At 59.3% G+C, this 24,766-nt stretch carries 22 protein-coding genes; 14 read left to right on the top strand and 8 right to left on the bottom strand.

The window, feature by feature from the left end:
* The first annotated feature begins 25 nt into the window (after nucleotides 1-25).
* Both nuoM and nuoN read left to right on the top strand, forming a co-directional pair.
* On the top strand, nucleotides 26-1,555 hold the full coding sequence (nuoM, locus tag VF709_RS04005; RefSeq protein WP_013098102.1) for an NADH-quinone oxidoreductase subunit M: 1,530 nt from the start codon (nucleotides 26-28) through the stop codon (nucleotides 1,553-1,555).
* Between the two features lie 6 nt (nucleotides 1,556-1,561).
* A complete protein-coding gene (nuoN, locus tag VF709_RS04000) occupies nucleotides 1,562-3,019 on the top strand; it encodes an NADH-quinone oxidoreductase subunit NuoN (protein WP_014832756.1) in 1,458 nt (485 codons plus the stop codon).
* Between the two features lie 493 nt (nucleotides 3,020-3,512).
* Here nuoN and VF709_RS03995 read toward each other — a convergent pair whose 3' ends face one another.
* Nucleotides 3,513-4,517 (bottom strand): chemotaxis protein, encoded by a 1,005-nt coding sequence (locus VF709_RS03995; RefSeq protein ID WP_013098100.1) that lies wholly within the window; start codon nucleotides 4,515-4,517, stop codon nucleotides 3,513-3,515.
* 64 nt (nucleotides 4,518-4,581) lie between these two features.
* Nucleotides 4,582-5,499 (bottom strand): ribonuclease BN, encoded by a 918-nt coding sequence (rbn, locus tag VF709_RS03990; protein WP_149896200.1) that lies wholly within the window; start codon nucleotides 5,497-5,499, stop codon nucleotides 4,582-4,584.
* A 70-nt stretch (nucleotides 5,500-5,569) separates the two neighbouring features.
* On the opposite strand from rbn, the gene VF709_RS03985 reads away from it, so the two are divergent.
* From VF709_RS03985 to menE, 8 genes are all read left to right on the top strand, one after another.
* A complete protein-coding gene (locus VF709_RS03985) occupies nucleotides 5,570-6,031 on the top strand; it encodes a GNAT family N-acetyltransferase (protein ID WP_038983959.1) in 462 nt (153 codons plus the stop codon).
* A gap of 53 nt (nucleotides 6,032-6,084) precedes the next feature.
* Entirely contained in the window at nucleotides 6,085-6,390 is a 306-nt protein-coding gene (gene elaB, locus VF709_RS03980) for a stress response protein ElaB (RefSeq protein WP_028028061.1), read from the top strand.
* A gap of 95 nt (nucleotides 6,391-6,485) precedes the next feature.
* Nucleotides 6,486-7,781, top strand: coding sequence for an isochorismate synthase MenF (gene menF / locus VF709_RS03975; RefSeq protein WP_040022381.1), 1,296 nt, complete (start codon nucleotides 6,486-6,488; stop codon nucleotides 7,779-7,781).
* An 88-nt stretch (nucleotides 7,782-7,869) separates the two neighbouring features.
* Nucleotides 7,870-9,540 (top strand): 2-succinyl-5-enolpyruvyl-6-hydroxy-3-cyclohexene-1-carboxylic-acid synthase, encoded by a 1,671-nt coding sequence (gene menD / locus VF709_RS03970; protein WP_149896201.1) that lies wholly within the window; start codon nucleotides 7,870-7,872, stop codon nucleotides 9,538-9,540.
* Complete coding sequence (menH, locus tag VF709_RS03965) at nucleotides 9,537-10,313, top strand: 2-succinyl-6-hydroxy-2,4-cyclohexadiene-1-carboxylate synthase (RefSeq protein ID WP_440230928.1); 777 nt, start codon at nucleotides 9,537-9,539, stop codon at nucleotides 10,311-10,313. Before menD ends, menH begins: the two co-directional genes overlap by 4 nt.
* A complete protein-coding gene (gene menB / locus VF709_RS03960) occupies nucleotides 10,310-11,167 on the top strand; it encodes a 1,4-dihydroxy-2-naphthoyl-CoA synthase (protein ID WP_013098093.1) in 858 nt (285 codons plus the stop codon). The genes menH and menB overlap by 4 nt, the downstream gene beginning before the upstream one ends.
* The gene (gene menC / locus VF709_RS03955; protein WP_038983967.1) at nucleotides 11,167-12,132 is read left to right on the top strand and encodes an o-succinylbenzoate synthase; all 966 of its coding nucleotides are present in this window, start codon (nucleotides 11,167-11,169) and stop codon (nucleotides 12,130-12,132) included. Before menB ends, menC begins: the two co-directional genes overlap by 1 nt.
* Nucleotides 12,129-13,490, top strand: coding sequence for an o-succinylbenzoate--CoA ligase (gene menE, locus VF709_RS03950; protein WP_149896202.1), 1,362 nt, complete (start codon nucleotides 12,129-12,131; stop codon nucleotides 13,488-13,490). The genes menC and menE overlap by 4 nt, the downstream gene beginning before the upstream one ends.
* Here menE and VF709_RS03945 read toward each other — a convergent pair whose 3' ends face one another.
* Genes VF709_RS03945 through VF709_RS03935 form a run of 3 tightly spaced genes read right to left on the bottom strand, consistent with a single transcriptional unit; the run spans nucleotide 13,491 to nucleotide 16,437 of the window.
* Nucleotides 13,491-15,002, bottom strand: coding sequence for a tripartite tricarboxylate transporter permease (locus tag VF709_RS03945; protein ID WP_013098090.1), 1,512 nt, complete (start codon nucleotides 15,000-15,002; stop codon nucleotides 13,491-13,493). It abuts the gene before it with no gap.
* A gap of 11 nt (nucleotides 15,003-15,013) precedes the next feature.
* Complete coding sequence (locus tag VF709_RS03940) at nucleotides 15,014-15,445, bottom strand: tripartite tricarboxylate transporter TctB family protein (protein WP_013098089.1); 432 nt, start codon at nucleotides 15,443-15,445, stop codon at nucleotides 15,014-15,016.
* Between the two features lie 11 nt (nucleotides 15,446-15,456).
* Nucleotides 15,457-16,437 carry a Bug family tripartite tricarboxylate transporter substrate binding protein gene (locus VF709_RS03935; RefSeq protein WP_029881726.1) on the bottom strand — a complete coding sequence of 327 codons (981 nt, stop codon included), beginning with the start codon at nucleotides 16,435-16,437 and terminating at the stop codon, nucleotides 15,457-15,459.
* A 149-nt stretch (nucleotides 16,438-16,586) separates the two neighbouring features.
* Here VF709_RS03935 and tctD point away from each other — a divergent pair, with 149 nt between their 5' ends.
* The 4 genes from tctD to VF709_RS03915 all read left to right on the top strand — a co-directional run bounded on the left by tctD (nucleotide 16,587) and on the right by VF709_RS03915 (nucleotide 20,621).
* Nucleotides 16,587-17,261: a transcriptional regulator TctD gene (gene tctD, locus VF709_RS03930; protein WP_149896203.1), complete on the top strand. Its 675-nt coding sequence runs from the start codon at nucleotides 16,587-16,589 to the stop codon at nucleotides 17,259-17,261.
* Nucleotides 17,248-18,657: a sensor histidine kinase gene (locus VF709_RS03925; protein ID WP_023621534.1), complete on the top strand. Its 1,410-nt coding sequence runs from the start codon at nucleotides 17,248-17,250 to the stop codon at nucleotides 18,655-18,657. Before tctD ends, VF709_RS03925 begins: the two co-directional genes overlap by 14 nt.
* 131 nt (nucleotides 18,658-18,788) lie before the next feature.
* Complete coding sequence (locus VF709_RS03920) at nucleotides 18,789-19,328, top strand: YfaZ family outer membrane protein (RefSeq protein ID WP_013098023.1); 540 nt, start codon at nucleotides 18,789-18,791, stop codon at nucleotides 19,326-19,328.
* 93 nt (nucleotides 19,329-19,421) lie between these two features.
* Nucleotides 19,422-20,621, top strand: coding sequence for a nicotinamide mononucleotide deamidase-related protein YfaY (locus tag VF709_RS03915; protein ID WP_020690657.1), 1,200 nt, complete (start codon nucleotides 19,422-19,424; stop codon nucleotides 20,619-20,621).
* Nucleotides 20,622-20,653: 32 nt separating this feature from the next.
* On the opposite strand, the gene glpC is transcribed toward VF709_RS03915, so the two are convergent.
* Genes glpC through glpA form a run of 3 tightly spaced genes read right to left on the bottom strand, consistent with a single transcriptional unit; the run spans nucleotide 20,654 to nucleotide 24,676 of the window.
* Nucleotides 20,654-21,844, bottom strand: coding sequence for an anaerobic glycerol-3-phosphate dehydrogenase subunit GlpC (gene glpC / locus VF709_RS03910; protein ID WP_020690658.1), 1,191 nt, complete (start codon nucleotides 21,842-21,844; stop codon nucleotides 20,654-20,656).
* Complete coding sequence (glpB, locus tag VF709_RS03905; protein WP_029881723.1) at nucleotides 21,841-23,058, bottom strand: glycerol-3-phosphate dehydrogenase subunit GlpB; 1,218 nt, start codon at nucleotides 23,056-23,058, stop codon at nucleotides 21,841-21,843. The genes glpC and glpB overlap by 4 nt, the downstream gene beginning before the upstream one ends.
* On the bottom strand, nucleotides 23,048-24,676 hold the full coding sequence (gene glpA, locus VF709_RS03900; RefSeq protein WP_013098019.1) for an anaerobic glycerol-3-phosphate dehydrogenase subunit A: 1,629 nt from the start codon (nucleotides 24,674-24,676) through the stop codon (nucleotides 23,048-23,050). The genes glpB and glpA overlap by 11 nt, the downstream gene beginning before the upstream one ends.
* Nucleotides 24,677-24,766 lie beyond the last annotated feature (90 nt).

Here is a 24,766-nt window from a genome sequence, read left to right as displayed (position 1 = left end):
GCCTTAAAAAGGAATGTAAATCGCCATGTTACTACCCTGGCTAATATTAATTCCCTTCATCGGCGGCTTCCTGTGCTGGCAGACTGAACGCTTTGGCGTGAAGATGCCGCGCTGGATCGCGCTGATCACCATGGGATTGACGCTCGCGCTTGGTCTGCAACTTTGGTTGCAGGGTGGCTACTCCCTGACCCAGTCTGCAGGCATTCCGCAGTGGCAGTCTGAGTTTATCCTGCCTTGGATCCCGCGTTTCGGCATTACGATCCACCTGGCGATTGACGGTCTGTCGCTGCTGATGGTGGTGCTGACCGGTCTGCTCGGCGTTCTGGCGGTACTTTGCTCCTGGCGAGAAATCGAAAAATACCAGGGCTTCTTCCACCTGAACCTGATGTGGATCCTGGGCGGCGTAATCGGCGTGTTCCTTGCCATCGACATGTTCCTGTTCTTCTTCTTCTGGGAGATGATGCTGGTGCCGATGTACTTCCTGATCGCGCTGTGGGGCCATAAGGCGTCCGACGGTAAAACGCGTATCACGGCGGCCACCAAGTTCTTCATCTATACCCAGGCGAGTGGTCTGGTGATGCTGATTGCCATTCTGGCGCTGGTGTTTGTGCACCACAATGCGACCGGTGTCTGGACCTTCAACTACGAAGACCTGCTGAAGACCCCGATGTCTCACGGTGTGGAATACCTGCTGATGCTCGGCTTCTTCATCGCCTTCGCGGTGAAAATGCCGGTCGTACCGCTGCACGGCTGGCTGCCAGATGCGCACTCTCAGGCGCCAACCGCAGGTTCTGTTGACCTGGCGGGCATCTTGCTGAAAACAGCAGCCTACGGTCTGCTGCGTTTCGCGCTGCCACTGTTCCCGAACGCGTCCGCTGAGTTCGCACCGATTGCCATGTGGCTGGGTGTGATTGGTATCTTCTACGGTGCCTGGATGGCGTTCACGCAGTACGACATCAAACGTCTGATTGCGTACACCTCCGTTTCCCACATGGGCTTCGTGCTGATTGCTATCTACACCGGCAGCCAGCTGGCGTACCAGGGCGCGGTGATCCAGATGATTGCGCACGGTCTGTCCGCAGCCGGTCTCTTCATCCTCTGTGGTCAGCTGTACGAACGTCTGCATACCCGTGACATGCGTATGATGGGCGGTCTGTGGAGTAAAATTAAGTGGCTGCCGGCGCTGTCCATGTTCTTCGCGGTGGCGACCCTGGGTATGCCAGGTACCGGTAACTTCGTCGGCGAATTTATGATTCTGTTCGGCAGCTTCAAAGTGGTACCGATGATTACCGTCATCTCCACCTTTGGTCTGGTGTTCGCGTCCGTCTACTCGCTGGCGATGCTGCACCGTGCTTACTTCGGTAAAGCGAAGAGCGAAATTGCTGCACAAGAACTGCCGGGGATGTCGCTGCGTGAGCTGTTCATCATCCTGCTGCTGGTCGTACTGCTGGTGCTGCTGGGCTTCTTCCCGCAGCCGATTCTGGATACCTCGCACTCCGCGATGGGTAATATCCAGCAGTGGTTTGTTAATTCTGCTTCTACTACAAGGCCGTAATTCGCCATGACAATAACTCCACAACAACTGATCGCGCTGCTACCGCTGCTGATCGTCGGATTGACGGTGGTGGTTGTGATGCTCTCCATTGCGTGGCGACGCAATCACTTCCTGAATGCCACGCTGTCGGTCATCGGACTGAACGCCGCGTTAGTCTCTCTCTGGTTTGTTGGCCAGGGCGGGGCGATGGACGTCACCCCGCTGATGCGCGTTGACGGCTATGCCATGCTGTACACGGGGCTGGTTCTGCTGGCGAGCCTGGCGACCTGTACCTTTGCCTATCCGTGGCTCGAAGGCTACAACGACAACAAAGAAGAGTTTTACCTGCTGGTACTGATTGCCGCACTCGGCGGCATTCTGCTGGCGAATGCAAACCATCTGGCTGCGCTGTTCCTCGGCATTGAGCTTATCTCTCTGCCGCTGTTCGGCCTGATTGGTTACGCCTTCCGTCAGAAGCGCTCTCTGGAAGCGAGCATCAAGTACACCATCCTGTCTGCTGCTGCCTCGTCCTTCCTGTTGTTTGGTATTGCGCTGCTGTACGCGCAGACCGGTAACCTTTCGTTCATGGCGCTTGGCAAGAGCCTCGGCGACGGCATGCTGCACGAGCCGCTGCTGCTGGCGGGTCTGGGCATGATGATTGTTGGCCTCGGCTTTAAACTCTCTCTGGTTCCGTTCCACCTGTGGACCCCGGATGTTTACCAGGGCGCACCGGCGCCGGTTTCTACCTTCCTGGCGACGGCGAGCAAAATCGCTATCTTCGGTGTGGTCATGCGCCTGTTCCTGTACGCACCGGTAGGTGACAGCGAAGCAGTTCGCACGGTGCTGGGGATTATCGCGTTCGTCTCCATCATCTTTGGTAACCTGATGGCGCTGAGCCAGACCAACATTAAACGTCTGCTGGGTTACTCCTCCATCTCTCATCTGGGCTACCTGCTGGTGGCACTGATTGCGCTGCAGAGCGGTGAGATGTCGATGGAAACCGTAGGCGTTTACCTGGCCGGTTACCTGTTCAGCAGCCTCGGCGCGTTCGGCGTGGTGAGCCTGATGTCCAGCCCGTACCGTGGCCCGGATGCAGATTCACTGTTCTCCTACCGTGGCCTGTTCTGGCACCGTCCGATCCTGTCTGCGGTGATGACCGTGATGATGCTCTCTCTGGCGGGTATCCCAATGACGCTGGGCTTCATCGGTAAGTTCTACGTGCTGGCTGTCGGTGTGCAGGCGCACCTGTGGTGGCTGACTGCGGGCGTGGTTATCGGCTCGGCAATCGGTCTGTACTACTATCTGCGTGTGGCAGTGAGCCTGTACCTGAGCGCGCCTCAGCAACTCAACCGCGACGCACCAGGCAACTGGCAGTACAGCGCCGGTGGTATTGTGGTGCTGATCTCCGCGCTGCTGGTGCTGATCTTCGGTATCTATCCGCAGCCGCTGATTGATATCGTGCAGCGAGCAATGCCGCTGATGTAAAAGCAAAAAACCCGCCTCGGCGGGTTTTTTTATGGTTTTCGCCCTCTCCCTGTGGGCTGAGGGATCTCCAGTAATTTTTTACCAAAAGCGATGAATGTTGTTTCAGGAAAATGAATAACTTACAGCGATGCCCTGGTCCGGCTGTAAATCGCTGAGGCGTTTCCTGCAGGCCGGGGCGAGGCGCATGGATGCGCCGAGAGGGCGGCTTTACAGGGATGTTACATCCGCCCGTCCCCGATAAGCCGGAAGGAATAAGCCGAAGGCACCGCGCAGCGGCGATTTACCGCCGGGAGCCCGGGTCGCCAGGGCGGCGGCGATTGAGCCGCCCTGGCACGTTCACGGGTCATGTTGTTACAGAGTAGCAAGGAACATAAAGTGAACGGAATTACCCCTACAGCCGTATGTTCCCCCTCACCCCAACCCTCTCCCTCAAGGGAGAGGGGGTCCTCCGTGCAGGCATTATTTTATGGGGATCCCTCAGCCCGCACCAGACTTAAGCCAGCTGTTTCCTGCTAATCAACGGCCCGTCAATCTTCTTCATCGAACGGTCCAGCACCTCTTCAATCACCGACGACAGCTCGTTCAGCTCAAACTTCGCCACGTAGCCGTCGGCCTTCACTTTACGAATATGATCTTCGTTGGCGTTGCCCGAAAGCGAAGAGTGGATCACAACAGGAATATCTTTCAGCAGCGGGTCGGTTTTGATTTTGCGCGTCAGCGTGAAACCGTCCATCTCTGGCATTTCGAGGTCGGTCAGCACCAGGGCAATTTTATCGGTGATCGGCACCCCTTCAGCCTGCGCCTGCGCGGCCAGCACGCCAATTTTCTCCCATGCGTCTTTACCGGTGATATGCAGCTGCGCCGGGATCTCCATAGCCTGTAATCCCTTCTCCAGCATGGAGCGCGCGACTTTGGAATCTTCCGCCACAATCGCCACAGCGCCAGGCTTGATGTGGAACTTAGTGGTCTGCAGATTCGTGGCGTGCAGATCGTGGTTGGCCGGCGTGATGTCATACAGGATCTGCTCAACGTCCAGCACCATCGCCAGCTCGTTGGTATCGGTCTTTTCGTCCAGACAGGCGATACTGGTGATGTAACGTCCGCTGACGGCGGTTTCCGCCGCGTGAACCTGCTTCCAGTCGAGGCGCATGATGTTCTCAACCGATTCCACCGCAAACGCCTGCACGCTGCGGGCATATTCGGTGATCAGCAGGATGTTGAGCCCCGTCGTCGGCTTACAGCCTGCCACCGCGGCCAGGTCGATCACCGGGATCACCTGATCGCGGATATTCACCATCCCCATCAGCGGGGACTTCATCCCTGCGGGTTTGGTGAACTCCGGCATCGGCACAATTTCACGCAGCTTAAAGACGTTAATGCCAAACAGTTCGGATTTATTTTCATTCAGAGACGTGCCCAGACGGAACAGCAACAGCTCAAAACGATTCGACAGGGTGAGATTTGCCCTGTCATCAATATCTTTCTGGAAATTATCCATTCTACCCTCAAGTGAAATGCTGCCCTTTTAATCGTTATCGGCATCCTGAGAGAAAAATGAAGGACTAAACGCTGACCTTAGTGAAATCGTTGGCCAGCTCACATGCCGGGAATACGTCGCGGCACTCTGCCAGCAGTTTTTCACAGCCGCGGGCGTCATAGCGCGAGCTGACATGGGTGACAATCAATCTTCCGACGTTCGCTTCACGGGCAAGCGCCGCCGCCTGACGTGTTGAGCTGTGACCCCGGCTGTTGGCTTTCTCTTCCATCGCCGTTTCAAGCGTGGCTTCGTGCACCAGCACATCCACCTCTCGCGCCAGTTGCAGGGCCGCAGGGCAGGGCGCGGTATCGCCAAAAATCGCCAGTTTTTTCCCTGGCTGCGGTGGGGCGAGATAGTCCTGGCCATTAATCGTGCGGCCGTCCTCAAGCGTGACGGTTTCGCCCTGTTTCAGGCGCTGAAAAAGCGGTCCGGGCTTCACACCATCGGCAATCAGCGCAGCGGCGTCGAGCGCGCCGGGCTTATCATGCGCTTCGATGCGGTAGCCATAGCACTCAACCGGATGATTCAGCGGCCGGGCGGTGACGGTATAGTCCCCGTCATCCAAAACCAGCCCCTCGGTTATCTCAATCACTTCCAGCGGATAATCCGTCCACGACCCGCTCAGGCGCAGCGTGGTTTCAACAAACTCACCAGTACCCGCCGGCCCGTAAATCGTCAGCGGGTTGGCATTACCCGCCATCGAACGGCTGCACAGCAGGCCCGGCAGGCCAAACAGGTGATCGCCATGCAGATGCGTGATAAAGATCTTATCCAGCTTACCGGGATGATAAGCGGTGTGTAACAGTTGATGCTGCGTTCCTTCGCCACAGTCAAACAGCCACAGTCCGCCACGGGTTGGGTGCTGCAGATCCAGCAGGATCGCGGTCACGTTTCGTGTGCGTGTTGGCACGCCAGCGGACGTACCCAGAAAAATCAGTTCCATAACGCAATCAGCCCTTTGCCGAATGGGGGAGGGTTTAGTATAACGTGATGAACCCAGGAAGGAGACCGACATGATCCAGTGGCAAGATTTACACCATAGTGAACTCACCGTTCAGACACTGTACGCCCTGCTCAAACTGCGCTGCGAAGTGTTTGTTGTGGAACAAACCTGCCCGTATCAGGACATCGATGGTGATGATCTGGTGGGCGAGAACCGTCATATTCTCGGCTGGAGGGATAACGAGCTGGTGGCGTATGCGAGGATTCTGAAAAGCGAGGACGATTTTGAGCCTGTCGTTATCGGTCGCGTCATTATTAGCGGCAAGGCGCGCGGTGAAAAACTGGGCTATCAACTGATGGAAAAAACGCTGGAGGCATGCCAAAAACAGTGGCCAGACAAGGCGTTATACCTTGGTGCACAGGCGCACCTTCAGTCTTTCTACGGCCACTTTGGCTTTATGCCGGTCACGGACGTGTACGACGAAGACGGCATTCCTCATATCGGTATGGCGCGGGAAGTGAAACAGGCGTAATGGCAGGTCGTTGGCTATAGTTAGCGGACTGGTGTACTAACATGGAGAAAAATATGTCATTTCAATCCTGGGATACCCGTGTCGATGACGACCTGACGTTACTGAGCGAAACGCTGGAAGAGGTGTTACGTTCGTCCGGCGACCCTGCCGATCAGAAATATATCGAACTCAAGGCGCGTGCCGAACAGGCGCTACATGACGTCAAAACCCGCGTCAGCCATGCCTCCGACAATTACTACTACCGCGCAAAAAAAGCGGTGTATCGCGCCGATGATTACGTCCATGAAAAACCGTGGCAAGGCATTGGTGTCGGTGCGGCGGTCGGTCTGGTGCTGGGGCTGCTTCTGGCCCGTCGTTAACCCCTGAATCGGACGCTTAACCCCTCCCTATACGTGGGTACTGATATTTCTAATGGTACCCCGTATACTAAGCGTTTTTACAGGGAGAGGTTCGCGTGCATTCGATTTCCAACGCGCTGGAACGTCTGCGTACTCAGCTTGCGCAAGCGTTACCCGCTACACCCGGCTTACGTCACGTCGACGTCTCTTTCCCGTTAAACGACGCTTTCGACCCTCTCGCCTGGCTTGGTGCTCAGTGCCTGTTTCCCCAGTTTTACTGGCAGCAGCGTAACGGTGATGAAGAGCTGGCTGCGCTGGGCGCCGTGATCCATTTTTCCTCTCTGGCTCAGGCTTCGCAGTTTTTACAGCAACAGCCTGTAGCGAACGACACGCGGATCTGCGGCCTGAATGCCTTCACCCCGGAGCAGGGCAGTCTCTTTTTACCCCGCCTGCTGTGGCGACGTTCTGCCGGGACCGCCACGTTGCGTCTGCAGCTGTGGAGTGACCGTTCCCTTCAGGAGGATGCCGACGCGGCGCTGGCGTTCTTACAGCAGCTTCGCGATGCCCGCCCAATCCGCCCGCTCTCCGCCCAGGTAGTGCAGGAGACCCATCAGCCGCAAAAACCGGAATGGCTGCGCCTTATCCGTCAGGCGACAGAGACCATTGCGCGCGGCGAAGTCGAAAAGGTGGTGCTCGCCCGGGCAACCGATCTGCAGTTCAGTCAGCCGGCGAATGCCGTGGCGCTGTTGGCGGCCAGCCGTGCCCTGAATCTGAACTGCTATCATTTCTGCATGGTTTTCGATGCCAGCAACGCGTTTCTTGGCTCCACACCTGAACGGCTGTGGCGGCGGCGCGGCAACCTGCTGCGTACCGAAGCGCTGGCCGGTACCGTCGCCAGCCATCCCGATGACAAGCAGGCCCGCCTTCTGGGCGACTGGCTGATGAACGATGATAAAAACCAGCGTGAAAACATGCTGGTGGTAGAGGATATCTGCCAGCGGCTGCAGCACCATACCCGGACGCTGGAGGTCCTTCCAGCACAGGTTATGCGGTTGCGCAAAGTGCAGCATCTTCGCCGCTGCATCTGGACCGAGCTCAAGCATGCGGATGATGAGCAATGTCTGCATGTGCTGCAGCCGACGGCTGCGGTTGCCGGGTTACCGCGCCAGCCAGCACGCGAATTTATACACCGCGTTGAACCTTTCGACCGGGAATGGTATGCCGGATCCGCCGGATATCTGTCGCCAGAACAAAGCGAGTTCTGCGTGGCCCTGCGCTCGGCACGCGTCCATGACGCCACCGTCCGTCTTTACGCCGGGGCGGGGATCGTCAGCGGTTCCGATCCGGAACAGGAATGGCAGGAGATCGAAAATAAAGCCGCAGGCTTGCGCTCTCTGCTCCTGAAGGATTAGTACTGATTCGCGCAATCCCGATTCATATCAAAATTCTATTTTTTTCTATTATTTATACTGTGTCGCATTCTTGATACCGGACAATCTCATGTCAGTAAGTTCTTTTAACCGACGCTGGGCGACGGTGATCCTTGAAGCCCTGACTCGCCATGGCGTCAGGCATGTGTGTATTGCGCCGGGCTCACGCTCCACACCGCTGACGCTGGCGGCAGCAGAGAACCGGGTATTTATTCACCACACCCATTTTGACGAGCGCGGCCTGGGCCACCTGGCTCTGGGGCTGGCAAAGGTCAGCAAGGAACCGGTGGCGGTGATCGTCACCTCCGGTACTGCCGTGGCAAACCTCTATCCGGCCCTTATTGAAGCCGGGCTGACCGGTGAGAAACTGGTTCTGCTGACGGCCGATCGCCCGCCCGAGCTTATTGACTGCGGAGCGAACCAGGCTATTCGTCAGCCGGGCCTCTTTGCCTCGCATCCTTCGCAGACGGTTTCGTTACCCCGACCCACGCAGGACATTCCCGCAAGCTGGCTGGTCTCGACCGTCGATCATGCCATGGAGACGTTGCGCAGCGGGGCGTTACATATTAACTGTCCGTTTGCCGAGCCGTTGTACGGCGAAATGGACGACACCGGTCTTGCCTGGCAGCAGCAGCTTGGGGACTGGTGGGAGAGCGAAAAGCCGTGGCTGCGCGAGCAGACACACCTTGAGAGCGCAAAGCAACGTGACTGGTTCTTCTGGCGACAAAAACGCGGCGTGGTTATTGCCGGGCGCATGAGCGCCGCCGAAGGCAGGCAGGTGGCCGAATGGGCACACACCCTTGGCTGGCCGCTGATTGGCGACGTGCTGTCCCAGACCGGACAGCCGCTGCCGTGTGCCGATCTCTGGCTCGGGAATGCGAAAGCGGTGACTGAACTGGCGCAGGCGCAGATTGTGGTTCAGCTGGGCGCAAGCCTGACCGGCAAACGGTTACTGCAGTGGCAGGCAACCTGTAGCCCGGAAGAGTACTGGCTGGTGGATCCACTGGAAGGGCGGCTCGATCCGGCGCACCATCGCGGTCGTCGTCTGGTGAGCGACATTGACGCCTGGCTGGCGCTCCACCCGGCGGAAAAGCGCGCCCCGTGGGCCGTTGAGATCCCGGCGCTGTCGCGTCAGGCGTGGGAGTTGACCCGTGCACAATGCGAAGAATTTGGTGAAGCGGAGCTGGCGCACCGTATTCACCGGTATCTGCCGGAGCAGGGGCAACTGTTTGTCGGCAACAGCCTGGTGGTGCGTCTGATTGATGCGTTCTCAAAACTGCCTGCGGGCTATCCGGTCTACAGTAACCGGGGAGCCAGCGGCATTGACGGGCTGATCTCCACGGCGGCGGGTGTGCAGCGAGCCAGCGCGAAATCCACGCTGGCGATCGTGGGCGATCTTTCAGCGCTGTACGATCTCAATGCGCTGGCGCTGCTGCGGCAGGTGTCGGCGCCGTTTGTGCTGATTGTGGTCAACAATAACGGCGGGCAGATCTTCTCCCTGCTGCCGACACCGCAGAGCGAACGCGAGCGCTTCTATCTGATGCCGCAGAACGTGCAGTTTGAACATGCCGCAGCGATGTTTAACCTGAAATACCACCGCCCGGAAAACTGGGAAGCGCTGGATGCAGTCCTGAGCAGCGCCTGGCGACAGCCCGGTGCAACGCTGATTGAACTGGTCGTCAACGAGGCTGACGGTGCGCAGAAGCTGCAAAGTCTGCTGGCGCAGGTGAGCCACCTGTGATCCACGCAGGCGCGCAACAGGCCGGTAAGCCAGGTTACCCCTGGCTGGTCTTTTTGCATGGATTTTCTGGCGATTGCCGCGAGTGGCAGACGGTCGGCGAGGCGCTCAGCGATTATCCCCGGCTTTATCTCGACCTGCCGGGGCATGGGCGGTCCGCCAGTATGGCCGTCACGGGGTTCAAAGAAATGAGTGACGTGCTTACCCGAACCCTTGTTAGTTACAACATACTTAACTACTGGCTGGTGGGGTACTCCCTTGGCGGCCGTATTGCGATGTTTCATGCCTGCCAGGATCCTGCGGGGCTTTGCGGCATCGTCGTGGAAGGCGGACATCCGGGCCTGAAGGGGGTCGCAGCACGAGAGGCAAGAGCAGCATCCGACCATCTGTGGGCGCAGCGTTTTCGCACGCAGCCTCTCTCAAACGTCTTTGCCGACTGGTATCAACAGCCTGTCTTTGCCTCCCTGACGGACAGCCAGCGCAGGGCGCTCATCGCCCTGCGCTGTCGCAACGCGGGCACAAACCTGGCGATGATGCTTGAGGCAACCTCGCTCGCCGTGCAACCAGACCTGCGTGCCGCCCTCAGCGCGCGACATTTCCCTTTTGATTATCTCTATGGCGAACGTGACGAGAAGTTCGCGGCCCTGGCCGCTGAACTGAACGCTGTTCGCCATGTCATTCCAAACGCCGGACACAACGCCCACCGGGAAAATCCCGGGGCGGTTAGCGCGAGTCTGGCTCAGATACTGCGTCGTCGAATAAAGGACACTCTATGATCTATCCTGATGAAAACATGCTCTATGCACCGGTTGAATGGCAAGACTGCTCCGAAGGTTACACCGACATTCGTTACCACAAATCGGCTGACGGTATCGCCAAAATCACCATTAATCGTCCGCAGGTGCGTAACGCCTTCCGTCCCCTGACCGTAAAAGAGATGATTCAGGCCCTGGCGGATGCGCGCTATGACGACAACATCGGCGTTATCGTCCTGACCGGGGAAGGTGAAAAAGCGTTCTGCTCCGGCGGCGATCAGAAAGTACGCGGTGACTACGGCGGATACCAGGACGATGCGGGTACCCATCACCTGAACGTGCTTGATTTCCAGCGTCAAATCCGTACCTGCCCAAAACCCGTGGTGGCCATGGTGGCAGGCTACTCCATCGGCGGCGGCCACGTGCTGCACATGATGTGCGATCTGACCATTGCCGCAGAGAACGCCATCTTCGGTCAGACGGGCCCGAAAGTCGGCTCCTTTGACGGCGGCTGGGGAGCTTCTTACATGGCGCGCATTGTCGGTCAGAAAAAAGCCCGCGAAATCTGGTTCCTGTGCCGTCAGTACAACGCCCAGGAAGCGCTGGATATGGGCCTGGTTAACACCGTGGTGCCGATTGCCGATCTTGAAAAAGAGACCGTTCGCTGGTGTCGCGAAATGCTGCAGAACAGCCCAATGGCGCTGCGCTGCCTGAAAGCGGCCCTGAACGCTGACTGTGACGGTCAGGCGGGGCTGCAGGAGCTGGCGGGTAACGCCACTATGCTGTTCTACATGACCGAAGAGGGTCAGGAAGGACGCAACGCGTTTAACGAAAAACGCCAGCCAGACTTCAGTAAATACAAACGGAACCCGTAATGCGTCGCGCGCAGGTATACCGCTGGCAGATACCGATGGACGCGGGCGTGGTGCTGCGTGAACGGCGGTTAAAAACCCGTGATGGCTTCTTCGTGCAACTGCAGCAGGGCGAAGGGCAGGGCTGGGGCGAGATTTCGCCTCTGCCGGGCTTTAGCCTGGAGTCGCTGGAGGAGGCGCAGGCTGCGCTGATGGCATGGGTAGAGGAATGGCGTACAGGCCTGAATCCGCCGCTGCCCGATCTCCCTTCCGCCGCGTTTGGCATCAGCTGCGCGCTCGCGGAGCTCGACGGCAGCCTCCCTGATGAGGCCGATTACCGTGCCGCGCCGCTCTGCACGGGCGATCCGGATGAGCTGTTTGCCTTGCTCAGCGCAATGCCCGGCGAGAAAGTGGCGAAAATCAAAGTCGGTCTTTACGAAGCGGTACGCGACGGCATGGTCGCTAACCTCTTGCTGGAGGCGATCCCCGATCTGCGCCTGCGTCTGGATGCCAACCGCGCCTGGACGCCGCTTAAGGCGCAACAGTTCGCGAAGTACGTCAACCCGGCGTACCGCAGCCGCATCGCTTTTCTGGAAGAGCCGTGCAAAACCCGTGAGGATTCACGCGCTTTTGCCCGAGAAACCGGCATTGCTATCGCCTGGGATGAAAGCCTGCGCGAGGCGGACTTTGCCTTTAGCGCCGAGCCAGGCGTCAGCGCCGTGGTCATAAAACCGACGCTAACGGGCAGTCTTGCGAAGGTGCGCGAACAGGTGGCGGCAGCGCATGAGGCAGGGCTGACGGCGGTGATCAGCTCCTCCATCGAATCCAGCCTTGGGCTGACGCAGCTGGCGCGCATTGCCGCCTGGTTAACGCCCGACACCATCCCGGGGCTGGATACGTTAAACCTGATGCAAACCCAGCTCATTCGCCCGTGGCCGGGGAGCGCGCTGCCGTGCGCGGGCGTTGAGGCGCTGGAGCCGTTGCAATGAGTTTTAGCGACTGGCCGTGGCGGCACTGGCGCGAGCAGCGTGCTGATACACCGGCTCTGCGTCTCAACGACGAGGTGCTGAGCTGGCAACAGCTCTGCACCCGCATCGACAATCTGGCTGCAGGGTTTCATCAGCAGGGCGTGGAGACGGGTGACGGCGTGCTGTTGCTCGCCCATAATCACCCGCAGACCCTGCTGGCATGGCTGGCGCTGCTCCAGTGCGGCGCGCGAATTCTTCCGGTTAATCCCCAGCTCCCGCATCCCCTGCTGGAGGTATTACTTCCTCAGATGACGCTGCGTTTTGCGCTGGTGCTGGACGGCCACTATGACGGGCTCGCCGCGCTTAGCATGCATGCTCCGTCCGGCGAATACCGCGTGGCATGGCAGCCTGAGCGGCTGGCCTCAATGACGCTCACCTCCGGCTCCACCGGGCTGCCGAAAGCGGCTGTTCATACCTGCGGGGCGCATCTTGCCAGCGCTGAGGGCGTCCTCGCGCTGATGCCCTACGGCGACGATGACGACTGGCTGCTTTCGCTGCCGCTGTTTCATGTCTCCGGGCAGGGGATCTTATGGCGCTGGCTGCAGGCTTGCGCGCGCTTAACCGTACGCGAGAAGCAGCCGCTGGAGCAGGCCTTGCAGGGGTGTACGCATGCCTCGCTGGTGCCAACTCAGCTCTGGCGTCTGCTCAATACCCACCAGCGGATCGCGCTGAAAGCGGTACTGCTGGGCGGGGCCGCCATCCCCGTTGAGTTGACGCAACAGGCGCGCGCGCAGGGTATTTCTACGTTTTGTGGCTATGGCCTGACGGAGTTTGCCTCTACCGTCTGCGCGAAAGAGGCTGACGGTGAGCCGGACGTGGGCAGCGCATTGCCGGGCAGGGAGGTTCAGGTCGTTAACGGTGAAGTGTGGATCAAGGCGCAAAGCATGGCCTCAGGCTACTGGCGCGACGGCGCGTTGCTGCCGCTCACGAATTCAGAGGGCTGGTTTGCCACCCGCGATCGCGGCGAACTGCATGACGGTCGCCTGACGATCCTCGGTCGGATGGATAACCTCTTTTTCAGCGGAGGCGAGGGCATTCAGCCGGAGAGTCTTGAGCGGATAATCGCGACCCATCCGCACATCAGCCAGGTTTTCATTGTTCCGTTGAATGACGCCGAATTTGGTCAGCGTCCGGTAGCGGTGGTGGAGTGTGAACCGGGAACGGATATCACCCGCTTGCCGGAATGGGTACAGGGCAAACTGGCGCGATTTGAGCAGCCCGTGCACTGGCTGGTACTGCCTGCGGAGTTAAAAAATGGCGGGATTAAGATCTCCCGCCAGGCGTTAAAACAGTGGGTGAATGCCCAGCTGTCTGGTTAATTAGCCGACATCGGGCTGCGGCTTACGCTGACGACGCAGCAGGCGCAGCACCGGCGGCACGACCACCACCACAATAGCCAGCACCAGCAGGATCTTCGCCACATTGCTGTCCCACAGAATGGCGACATCGCCATTGCTGATGGACAGGGCGCGGCGCAGGTTCTGCTCCAGCATCTCACCCAGCACAAAGCCCAGAATCAACGGCGACATCGGGAAGTGCATTTTACGCAAGATGTAGCCGAACACCCCCAGCACCACCATCAGAATCAGGTCGAAGGTGGTGCTGTGTACCGCATACACCCCCACCGCCGAGACGGCTGCGATTGCGGGTACCAGGAACCACAGCGGAATGGTCAGCATACGGGTGAACAGGCCAATCAGCGGAATGTTCATGACCAGCAACATCACGTTGGCAATCAGCAGTGCCGCAATCAGCCCCCAGACGATATCCGGCTGTTCGGTGAACATCGCCGGTCCTGGCGTGATGTTATAGAGCGTCAGCGCCCCCATCATCACCGCCGTGGTACCGGAGCCGGGCACGCCGAGCGTCAGCATGGGAATAAACGAGCCACAGGCCGAGGCATTGTTAGCCGCCTCGGGTGCGGCGACGCCGCGAATATCACCTTTACCAAAGCTGTCGCTGTTGCCGCTGAGTTTTTTCTCCGTCATGTAGGTGATGGCGCTGGCGATGGTCGCCCCGGCGCCCGGCAGAATGCCGACAAAGAAGCCAATGACCGCTGAACGCAGCGTGGTACCGATACACTGCACCCCCTCTTTGGCGTTAAAGAGCATCCGGCCGGTTTTACGCACCAGCGTCTGCCCGCTGCTGGTATGTTCCAGCATCAGTAAGATCTCAGAGACAGAGAACAGACCAATCACGACCACGATAAACTGCACGCCGTCGGACAGGTGAACGCTGTCGAAGGTAAAGCGATAGACCCCGGTGTTGGCATCCACGCCGACGGTGGCTAACCCTAAGCCAATCAGCGCAGACAAAAACGATTTCAGTGGGTTTTGTGCCATCATGCTGCCGAGACAGGCAATGGCGAAGACCATCAGGGCAAAATATTCTGCTGGGCCAAACGCCAGCGACCACTGGGCCAGCGCAGGCGCAAACAGAATGATGCCGCCAATGGCAATCAGCGAGCCAAAGAACGAACTGACGGCGGAAATAGACAGCGCCACGCCGCCGCGCCCCTGCCGCGCCATCGGGTAACCATCCAGCGCGGTCATAATGGCCGCCGCATCCCCGGGCACGTTGAGCAGTATTGACGAGATTCGGCCGCCATATTCACAGCCGATGTAGACCGTCGCCAGCAGGATCAGCGCTGATTCCGCAGGCAGATGCAGGGCAAACGCCAGCGGGAGCAAAATAGCGACCCCGTTGATGGGCCCAAGCCCAGGCAACAGACCGACGATCGTCCCGACGAAGCAGCCGATCAGGGCGATCACCAGGTTTTCCGGGGTCATCGCCACAGCGAACCCCTGTGAGAGGTAAATCCAGGTATCCATAGCGTGCTCCGTTAATTAAGCCAGGCGCCAAGCGGCAGCGTCACATCCAGCAGGCGGTCAAAGGCGTACCACAGGAAAATGCCCATCACCACGCCCGAGATCCCCGCCGCAGGCAGGCTGGCGTTAAACAGCGTGCCGATCACCATCGTCAGGATGGCGGTCGCCACCGGGAAGCCGAGCCATTCAAAGCCCCAGGCATACATCAGCAGCACAATGACCATCACCAGCAGCCGCTGCAAAATGCGCTTAGGCGGCCACTCTACGGTATCCGGGTGGCGTAACAGCATGGCCACCGAGCAAAGCAGCATCAGGCCGACAATGCCCATTGGAAAGGGGCGGGGCCCCACGGGTTCATAGCTGTATTCGCTGTGGATCTGCCAGGCGACGAACATCCCGCCAATGCAGAGCAACAACCAGATCCCGGCAAAAATGCGATCGCTCATAGCGCCTCCGGTTATTTGGCCAGGCCAAACGCTTTTGCTTTCTCGCGGTAGTCATTCACCTGTTTTTTGACATACTCGTCCAGCTGCTTGCCGTTCAGGTTGAACTCAAACAGTCCGCGCAGATCGCGCTGCTTTTTAAATTCGTCTGTCTGCTGCAATTTGTTAAAGGTGTCGACCCACCACTGGTATTCGGCATCGGTCACTTTTGGCCCGACAAAGAAGCCGCGGATAATCGGCCAGACGAGGTCATAACCCTGTTCTTTTGCAGTCGGCACGTTTGCCAGCTGTCCCGGCAGACGGTTTTCGGAGAAGACCGCCAGCACGCGGATTTTATCGCCGTTCAGGTAGGGCACCATTTCACTGAGGTCACCGGAAACTGCCTGCACGTGGTTGCCCATCAGCGCCGTCACCGGTTCACCGCCGCCCTCAAACGCCACGTAACGCATTTTGTGCGGATCCACTTTCGCCTGCTGCGCCAGCAGGGCGGCTTTCATCCAGTCCTGGCTGCCGATGGAGGCGCCTGCACCAATCACCACGCTGTTGGGGTCTTTTTCCATGGCGGTGAGCAAATCTTTCAGGGATTTCCACGGGGAATCTGCACGCACGGCAATCATGCCGTAGTCGGTACCGACGGTGGCCAGCCAGCGCACGTCATCCACGCCGTAGCGGCCAAACTTACCCTGGGAGAGGTTAAGCAGCGAGCCGCCGGAGAAGGCCACCACCGTGCCGGCTTCCGCCGGACGTTGCGCGACAATTGCGTTATAGGCCACCGCGCCCACGCCGCCTGGCATGTAGGTCACGCGCATCGGTTTTTCAATGGCCTTCGTCTCCAGCAGGCTGACCTGAATCAGCTTGCAGGTGAGATCGAAACCGCCGCCCGGTTTGGCCGGAGCGATACATTCGGTGCGGGACGGGGCGTCCTGCGCCTGGACAACAGAGGCACTCAACATTAATACGCTTGCAGCAATCGTTGAAAGTAATTGTTTTTTCATCGTTTATCCTCACGCCGGCGATCCGGGGGTACGGGTACGGGTTTTTTTCTGATTATGTGAACCACCTTGTAGCGGTTCCGTTGCGTGATTGTTAAAACAATAACCTTTCATTTCCCTTTCAACGCGACACCAACTTTACAGGATGTGATATGCGTCTCTTACTGGCGGAAGATAATCGTGAGCTGGCTCACTGGCTGGAGAAAGCGCTGGTGCAGGAGGGCTTTGCTGTAGACTGCGTTTCTGACGGGCGCGCGGCCGATCATCTGCTGCAGGGGGAAAACTACGCGGTAGCGATACTGGACATCGGTATGCCCGGTTTTGACGGCCTGGAGGTGGTGCACCGTTTACGTAAACGCGGCCAGACCTTGCCGGTGCTGTTTCTCACCGCACGCAGCAACGTGGCGGATCGGGTGAAAGGCCTGAACGCCGGGGCGGATGATTATCTGCCAAAACCGTTTGAGCTGGAGGAGCTGGACGCCAGGCTTCGCGCCCTGCTGCGCAGAAGCGAGGGGAGAACCCAGGAACGCCAGCGCCTTGGGGAGCTGGAGTATGACGACGACGGTTTTTTCCTGCTGCGCGACGAGCCGCTCTCGCTCACCCCGCGCGAACTGTCGCTGCTGAAGGTGCTGATGCATCGTCGCACCCGCCCCGTTTCCCGGCAGCAGTTGTTCGATCAGGTGTTTAGCCTGAACGACGACGTCAGCCCGGAGAGTCTCGATCTTTACATTCATCGCCTGCGCAAAAAGCTGAGCGGCAGCGGCGTGCGGATCACCACCCTGCGCGGACTGGGCTATGTGCTGGAGTGCGGCGATGAAATGGGTTAAGCCTCAGTCGCTTTATCTGCAGCTGCTGCTTTTTCTCGGCCTGCCGCTGCTGTTGTTATGGGGATTATCGGCTTTTAACAGTTACGTCAGCGCCCTGCAGGCGGCGACCCAGGCGTACGACCGCACGCTGTTATCTTCGGCGCGTACCGTCTCTGAGCGGCTGGAGGTGCACAACGGCAAGCTGCTGGTTGATGTTCCCTGGGTGGTGCTCGACAGCTTTGAGCTGAACATGAACGATCGTCTCTATTACAAGGTGGTTGACCCGGAGGGGCGGGTGATCTCCGGCTATGACGATCTGCCGAACATGCCCCCCTCCACGTCGCGCACCACGCACTATCCCGCGCTGGCCTGGTTTTATCATACTGAGTATCGCGGCCAGGCGATCCGCGTGGCGAAGCTACTCCAGCCGATTAACGAAGACAATGTTTCCGGTATGGCGGAGATCTACGTCGCCGAAACCTTGCAGTCGCGGCGCTATCTCGCCACTCAGCTTCTGTTTTCATCGCTCGTTTCGCAGGGGCTACTGGTGCTGCTGACGCTGGTCTTAACCGCCTGGCTGCTGCGCCGCGTGCTGCGCCCGATGCGTCAGCTCTCTTCGCTGATGGTGCGCCGTGAGCCAGGGCTGCTGGCCCCGCTGCCGGAGCTGCTGCCCTGGTCGGAAACGCGGCTGCTGATCGTGGCCTTTAACCGTTATATCGACAGGTTACGCGGCGTACTTTCCCGCCAGGAGCGCTTCAACGCCGATGCGTCTCACCAGCTCAAAACGCCGCTGGCGGTGCTCAAAACCCAGGTTTCCGTTGCCCTGACGCGAAACGATCCGGCCCTGTGGCAGGAGAGTTTACGCGCCATGAACGTGACGCTGGATAACACCATCGTCCTCACCGAACGGCTGCTGCAACTCTCCACGGTGAGGCGCAAAGAGCAGGGGGATCGCCAGTTTGCGCCGGTGGACCTGGTTCAGGTGGTGCAGAACTGCTGTTTCTCCAGACTGACGCAGGCGCGCAGCAAGGCGATCGATTTGGGTTATGACGGCATTCAGCAACCCGTCTTGATAGACGGTGATGAGGTGCTGCTGGGGGAGCTGTGCGCCAACCTGCTTGAGAACGCGATCAAGTACACCCCGGCAGGAGGCATCGTCACCGTGTTCCTGCACACCGACGCGGGCGGCGTTGAGCTCAGCGTGGAGGATAGCGGGCCCGGCATCGAAGACAGCCAAATTCATCAGGCAGTACTGCCTTTCCATCGGCTGGACAACGTCGGGGACGCCAGCGGATCGGGTATCGGGCTGGCGCTGGCGAGCGATATCGCCCGGCTTCACCGAAGCCACCTGCAGCTTTCCCGCAGTGAGGCACTGGGAGGGCTGAGCGTAAAAATGCGCTTTCTGTTGCTGACGTAAAAAAACCGCGCGTTTCAAATCGTTACAATCTACTTGCCCGCCGCACGCAGAGTGCTTGATCGCCAGGCGTCTCAGGTTAAAATCTCGCGGTTTTTTTGGGACTTTTCTATAAATTGCGCGGGAACACGATAATGAAAAAAGTGGCATTGATGGGCTTAGGCCTGATATTCGTTTCGGCGGCAGCTAACGCCATCAGCTTTAACGGCTCAGCGGGTCAGGATTACACCCATCTGGGCTTTGGCCTGGGTACCGAGACCGCCGGTCTGGCGATGACCGGCGGCTGGACGCATAACGACGACGATGGCGATGCGGCAAGCCTCGGCCTGGGTCTGAATATTCCTCTTGGCCCGTTCCTGGCCACCGTCGGCGGTAAAGGCATCTACACCAACCCGAACGACGGCGACGAAGGGTATGCGGCAGCGGTGGGCGGCGGTCTGCAGTGGAAAATTGGCGACAGCTTCGGCCTGTTTGGTGAGTACTACTACTCTCCGGACTCCCTCTCCAGCGGTATCGACAGCTATGAAGAAGCCAACGCGGGTGCGCGCTGGACCATCATGCGCCCAATTACCATTGAAGCGGGTTATCGTTATCTGAATCTGGCGGGCAAAGACGGCAACCGCGACAACGCGCTGGCTGACGGCCCGTACGTGGGCGTCAGCGCAGGCTTCTAACCCCTCCGGCGCGGCGTCCGTCGCGCCAGTTTCTCTCCTCTCCATGCCGGTGATTGCGCTATAGTGTTTTCACCATATAAGCGGGAGAACACAATGATTAATGTGGAGATGTTATCCACCGGCGACGAAGTGCTGCATGGACAGATTATTGATACCAATGCTGCCTGGCTTGCCGATCTTTTCTTTGAGCAAGGATTACCGTTAACGCGCCGCAATACCGTAGGCGACAGTCTTGAGTCGCTGGTGACCGTTCTGCGCGAGCGTAGCGAACACTGCGACGTGCTGATTGTGAACGGTGGGCTGGGCCCCACCAGCGACGATCTCAGCGCGCTGGCTGCCGCGACCGCCAAAGGCGAAGGGCTGGTATTGCACGAGGAGTGGCTGGCCCACATGGAGCGTTTCTTCTCCGAACGTGGCCGCGTGATGGCACCCAGCAACCGCAAACAGGCTGAAATCCCGGCCAGCGCCGAACTGGTCGATAACCCGGTGGGTACCGCCTGCGGTTTCGCCGTTCAACTGAACCGCTGCCTGATGTTCTTCACGCCGGGTGTCCCGTCTGAATTTAAAGTGATGGTCGAACAGCAGATCCTGCCGCGCCTTCGTCAACGTTTTACCCTGCCTGAACCGCCAGTCTGCCTGCGCCTGACCACCTTTGGCCGTTCGGAAAGCGATCTGGCGCAGAGCCTCGATCACCTGCCGCTGCCGCCTGGGGTATCCATGGGCTATCGCTCTTCCATGCCGATCATTGAACTCAAGCTCACCGGGCCTGCCACGCAGAAAGCGGCGATGCTGGCGCTCTGGCCGGAAGTGCAGCGCGTGGCGGGCGAAAGTCTGATTTTCGAGGGCACGGAAGGGCTACCGGCGCAGATTGCGAAGCATCTGCAGTCGCGCCAGCTGAGCGTCACCCTCAGCGAGCAGTTCACCGGCGGCCTGCTGGCGCTGCAACTGTCGCGCGTTAATGCTCCTCTGCTGGCCAGCGAGGTGGTGCCGTTCCAGCAGGAGACGCTGGCGCAGACGGCGCGCTGGGCGTCAGAACGCCGGGTCAACCATTTTGCCGGGCTGGCGCTGTTTGTCGGGGGTATGGATGAGGAATATCTCAACTTTGCGCTGGCTACGCCGGAAGGGACGCATGCCTTAAGAGTCAAAATGAGTATCACCCGCCACAGCCTGGCGGTGCGTCAGGACGTCTGCGCCATGATGGCGCTGAACATGCTGCGTCGCTGGCTGGCAGGTAAAGAGGTGGCCAGCGAGCACGGCTGGATCAACGTGGTGGAATCGCTGTTCGTTGAGTGACCGGTTTGCCGGGGCGGCGGCCCCGGCGATACCTAACCCAGGGCCTTCGCCAGCAACGTGATCGGATGCTCGCAGCGCTTGCTGGTGGACATCTCTATCTGCCACTTGCAGGTTTCGCAGTCGGTCACCACGATATCCGCGCCGCTCTCCTCAATCTGGCGGAACAGCGGCGCGCCAATTGCCTGTGATGTTTCGTAATTTTCACGCTTAAAGCCGTACGTCCCCGCAATGCCGCAGCAGCGCGAATCCAGCACCGTCAGCTCCAGCCCCGGAATTAGCCGCAACAGTTCCAGCGTGTAAAGCGCCCAGCCCATTTTTTCCATATGGCATGGCGTGTGATAGACCACTTTCAGGGGTAAATTTTTCAGCGGTAGCGTCTGCCCGCTGTCCAGCTTGCGCCACAGGAAACGGGTTGCCAGCTCGATATGTTCGCGCAGGCCGGTATTGTCCACGTCCAACAGGTGCGGATACTCATCGCGCAGCGTGAAGGTACAGGTCGAGGAGGTGGCCAGCACCGGAATGCCTTTATCGACGATGGCCTCGCGCAGCGACGAGACGTTGCTTCTGGCCTGTTTGCGCGCTTTATCGGTAAACCCGTTGGCGATCAGCGGCACGCCGCAGCATTTCTCCTTGTTCAGTAACTGCACGCCTGTACCCATGGCGTTCAGCACTTTCAGCAGATCTTTACCCAGCTGCGGATGGTTGTAGTTCACGTAGCAGCCATGGAAGAACGCGACCTGGTCGGCATACCGCGCCTGGTCTGCCGCTACGGATTTGTACCAGCGGCGGAAAGTGCCGTGGGAATATTTGGGCAGACTGCGGTGATGGTCGATCTTAAGCGTGGCATCCAGCAGCTGGCGCACCGGTTTCAGCGAGGTCGCGGCGTTCACCAGCGGGGCAAATGGCGTAGAGACGCTGCCCATCAGATCGGTATGGCTAAGAATGGCATCGCGCAGCGACGGTTTTTGCGTGCTATAGCGTGCCCGGGCGCGCTGAATAATGTCGCCGATTTTCACATCCGACGGGCAGGCGACTTCACAACGTTTGCAGTTGATGCAGTATTTCAGCGCGTCATCGTACAGCGCGCCGTCCTTCAGACGAAGGCGCTCGCCGTCCGGCCCGGCCTGTTTCGGCCCGGGATAGCGCGGGTTAACGCCGCTGACCGGGCAGACGGTGGTGCAGACCGTGCATTTGATGCAGCTTTCAAAGCGGGTATCGTTCATTGTTCAGCCTCCGTGCGCTGGCAAATCTGCTCTGCCACATAGAGCGCCGTTATGGCGCAGACGCCGCCGCCGCAGCCCTGGGCGATAGGATCGTATCCGCCCAAAAGCGAGCCGATGGCGTAGAGATTCGGTACTGACTTTCCTGAAAGTTGCGGATGCAGCTGGTTATTCACGATTACGCCGAACTGCTGCCACGGCTGCGGGGCAAAGAAATCGCTCTGATACCAGTCCGCGCGAGAGGCGCTCTGGCGGACGTCCAGCCCCATAATCGCCTCGCGAATGCCGTCCCGGCTGCTCAGCAGACCGTTGCTGAAGAAACTGCCGCTTGCCAGCACCGCGTAACGCGTACGAAGCGGAATATCGTCGTGGTTGCGGGTCCAGATTTCGCTCACCGAGCCGTCAGTCAGGGTGATTTTTTTCACTTCATCACCCGCCATCCACACGCCTCCCTGGGCCACAAACTGGCGCTGAAGCTGGGTATGCAGGCGAATGCCGGGCACCGACGGAGGAAGCGTTGGCAGCAGGCCGAGCGAGCAGGGCAGGCGATCGGACAGCCAGCGCCACAGCCGGTTGTCCTGTAAGCCAAAGCAGGCGGGCATAAACAGCGCATCGCATCCCTCTGCAAGCGGTTTGAGCGCCTCATACAGCAGCGGCCATTTCTCTTCGTTATCGAGCAAACGGGCAATATTCACCGCACGGAACTCGCTGGGGTTGTCGCGCAGGACATCCAGCTCAGGAAGGTCAATCTCTGCCGTTTCAGCGTTGACCCCCTGGCGACTGAGCGAGGCCGCCGCCAGATGGGGCTGAAAATCCAGAAAACCGCTAATGCCCACCACCCGTACGCGCGTGGCCTTGAACGGGGCAACGGGCACCTCCTCCGGACTGAGCCAGGCGGAACGCAGGGTGCCAAGCGGCGTGACGCGCGCGTGATTTTGCCTGGCACTCCCCTGCATACGTGCGCCGCAATCAGCCAGCAGCGCTTCGGTCTCCAGGGCAAAGCGGTCAATGTGCTGCGCGCCAGTCAGGTGATAAGGATGCTCTGCCGGCAGTTTTTCGCGGTACGTTTCGTCCACCAGATCCAGCGAGCCCGACGAGAAGTGCAGGGCGCTCTGGCCCCGGGTGATAATGGCGCAGCGCAGTCCCTGCTTCGTGAGTTTGATGCCACAGAGCAGACCCGCCAGCCCGCCGCCGACGATCACCGTATCAAATTTCATCGCGTTGCTCCTTCTCAAGACCGCAAAGCCCCTGGTACACCCAGCGGGTAAATTCGCTTTCACGCAGGGCATCGCCCCAGGCGACAGGCTGAATGCCTTTCCAGCGCTCGTTCAGAAAATCGCTGAGCTGATCGAGCGACTGGGTGGCGGTGGTGGTATGAAAACGCTGCAGCAGCCCGGCGGCACGGCAGGCACACAGCTCCCCCTGACAGGTACCCATCCCGACACGGGTGCGGCGGCGGAGATCGAGCAGGCTATTCACCGTCAGATTCTCCACCGCGTATTGCACTTCCCCGGCGGTAACGGCCTCGCACTCGCATACCAGACTGCGGCTCAGCCGTCCTTCACCCAGCCAGACCGGTGTTCTGTCGCCATGGCGATAGACAGCCGAACCACGCAGGGGAGCAGGCAGGGAGATAATTTTTTGCAGCGTTTTCTCGGTGGACTGGCGCGAGCCGGGCAGGGGCTGTTCTGCGGTCACGCACGGTTCGCTATTGCCCAGTTTGCGGCAGACAGCATCCGTCGCCCATTCGGCCATCAGGCGGTAGGTCATCAATTTACCGCCGGTGATGGTGATGAAGCCGTCCAGCCCGTCGCGCGCGGCATGGTCAAGCAGCACAATGCCGCGGCTGACATTGCGTCCGCTCGGGTCGTTATCGCTGGCGACAAGCGGACGCACACCCGCGTAGGCGCGCAGGATGCGGGTCTGGGCCATCACCGGCGCCAGTTTTTCTCCTTCGCGCAGCAGGATGTCGACCTCTTCTGCGGTGACCCGATTGTAGTCAATCTCGCTGTAGTCAACATGGGTGGAGGTGGTTCCGATTAACGAAATGGTATCGCCGGGGACAAGGATGTCTGCGTCAGACGGTTTACGGCAGCGGTTGATGACATGGTTATTAATGCGGTGGTCGAGGATCAGCAGCGAGCCTTTGGCCGGGAACATGCGCACAGATAAATCGGCGTATTCTGCGATGCGTTGCCCCCAGATCCCCGCCGCGTTGACCACCACGGCGGCATACAGCTCGCTGTGTTCGTTGTACTGCGTATCCAGGACCCGCACGCCCACGATGCGATGCCCCTCACGGATAAGCCCGGTGACCTGATGGCCGGTCAGGATCCGGGCGCTGTGCTCGCGGGCGTCCAGCATGTTGGCCGCCGTCAGACGAAACGGATCCACGGTGCCGTCCGGGACTTTTACTGCACCCGTCAGTGCCGGATTAACCGAAGGTTCGATGCGGCGTGCAAGGGCCGGGTCAATGGCTTGCGCCTGAATTCCCGCGGCCTGGCAGGCGGTAATGAAAGTTGACTGAAAGGCGAGATCGTCTTCGGGAAGCGTAATAAACAGGCCGTCGGTCGGTTCAATACAGTGGCGGGCGATACGTCGCAGGATCTGATTTTCGGCGATACATTCGCGTGCCGATTCGCCGTCGGTAACGGCGTAGCGGGCGCCGCTGTGCAGCAGGCCATGATTGCGTCCGGTAGCGCCGGTCGCAATATCATGGCGCTCCAGGAGCGTGACGCTCAGCCCTCTGAGCGCACAGTCGCGTGCGATGCCAGCGCCGGTCGCGCCCCCGCCAATGATAATCACATCGCTGTAGCGTGGATCGTGAATTGTCATTGTCATCCCTCTGTGTTCGTTTTTTATCATTTAGCCACATGAAAACTGTGGTTTGTTTGATTTCGAACACAAACGAGCGAAATTCGAAAG

The organism is Enterobacter sp. Lyrl_3 (assembly GCF_051948675.1).
In the GTDB taxonomy this organism is placed as follows: domain Bacteria; phylum Pseudomonadota; class Gammaproteobacteria; order Enterobacterales; family Enterobacteriaceae; genus Enterobacter; species Enterobacter cloacae.
The sequence above is the reverse complement of the archived record's forward strand: the minus strand, read 5'-3'. Positions and strand labels throughout refer to the sequence as shown.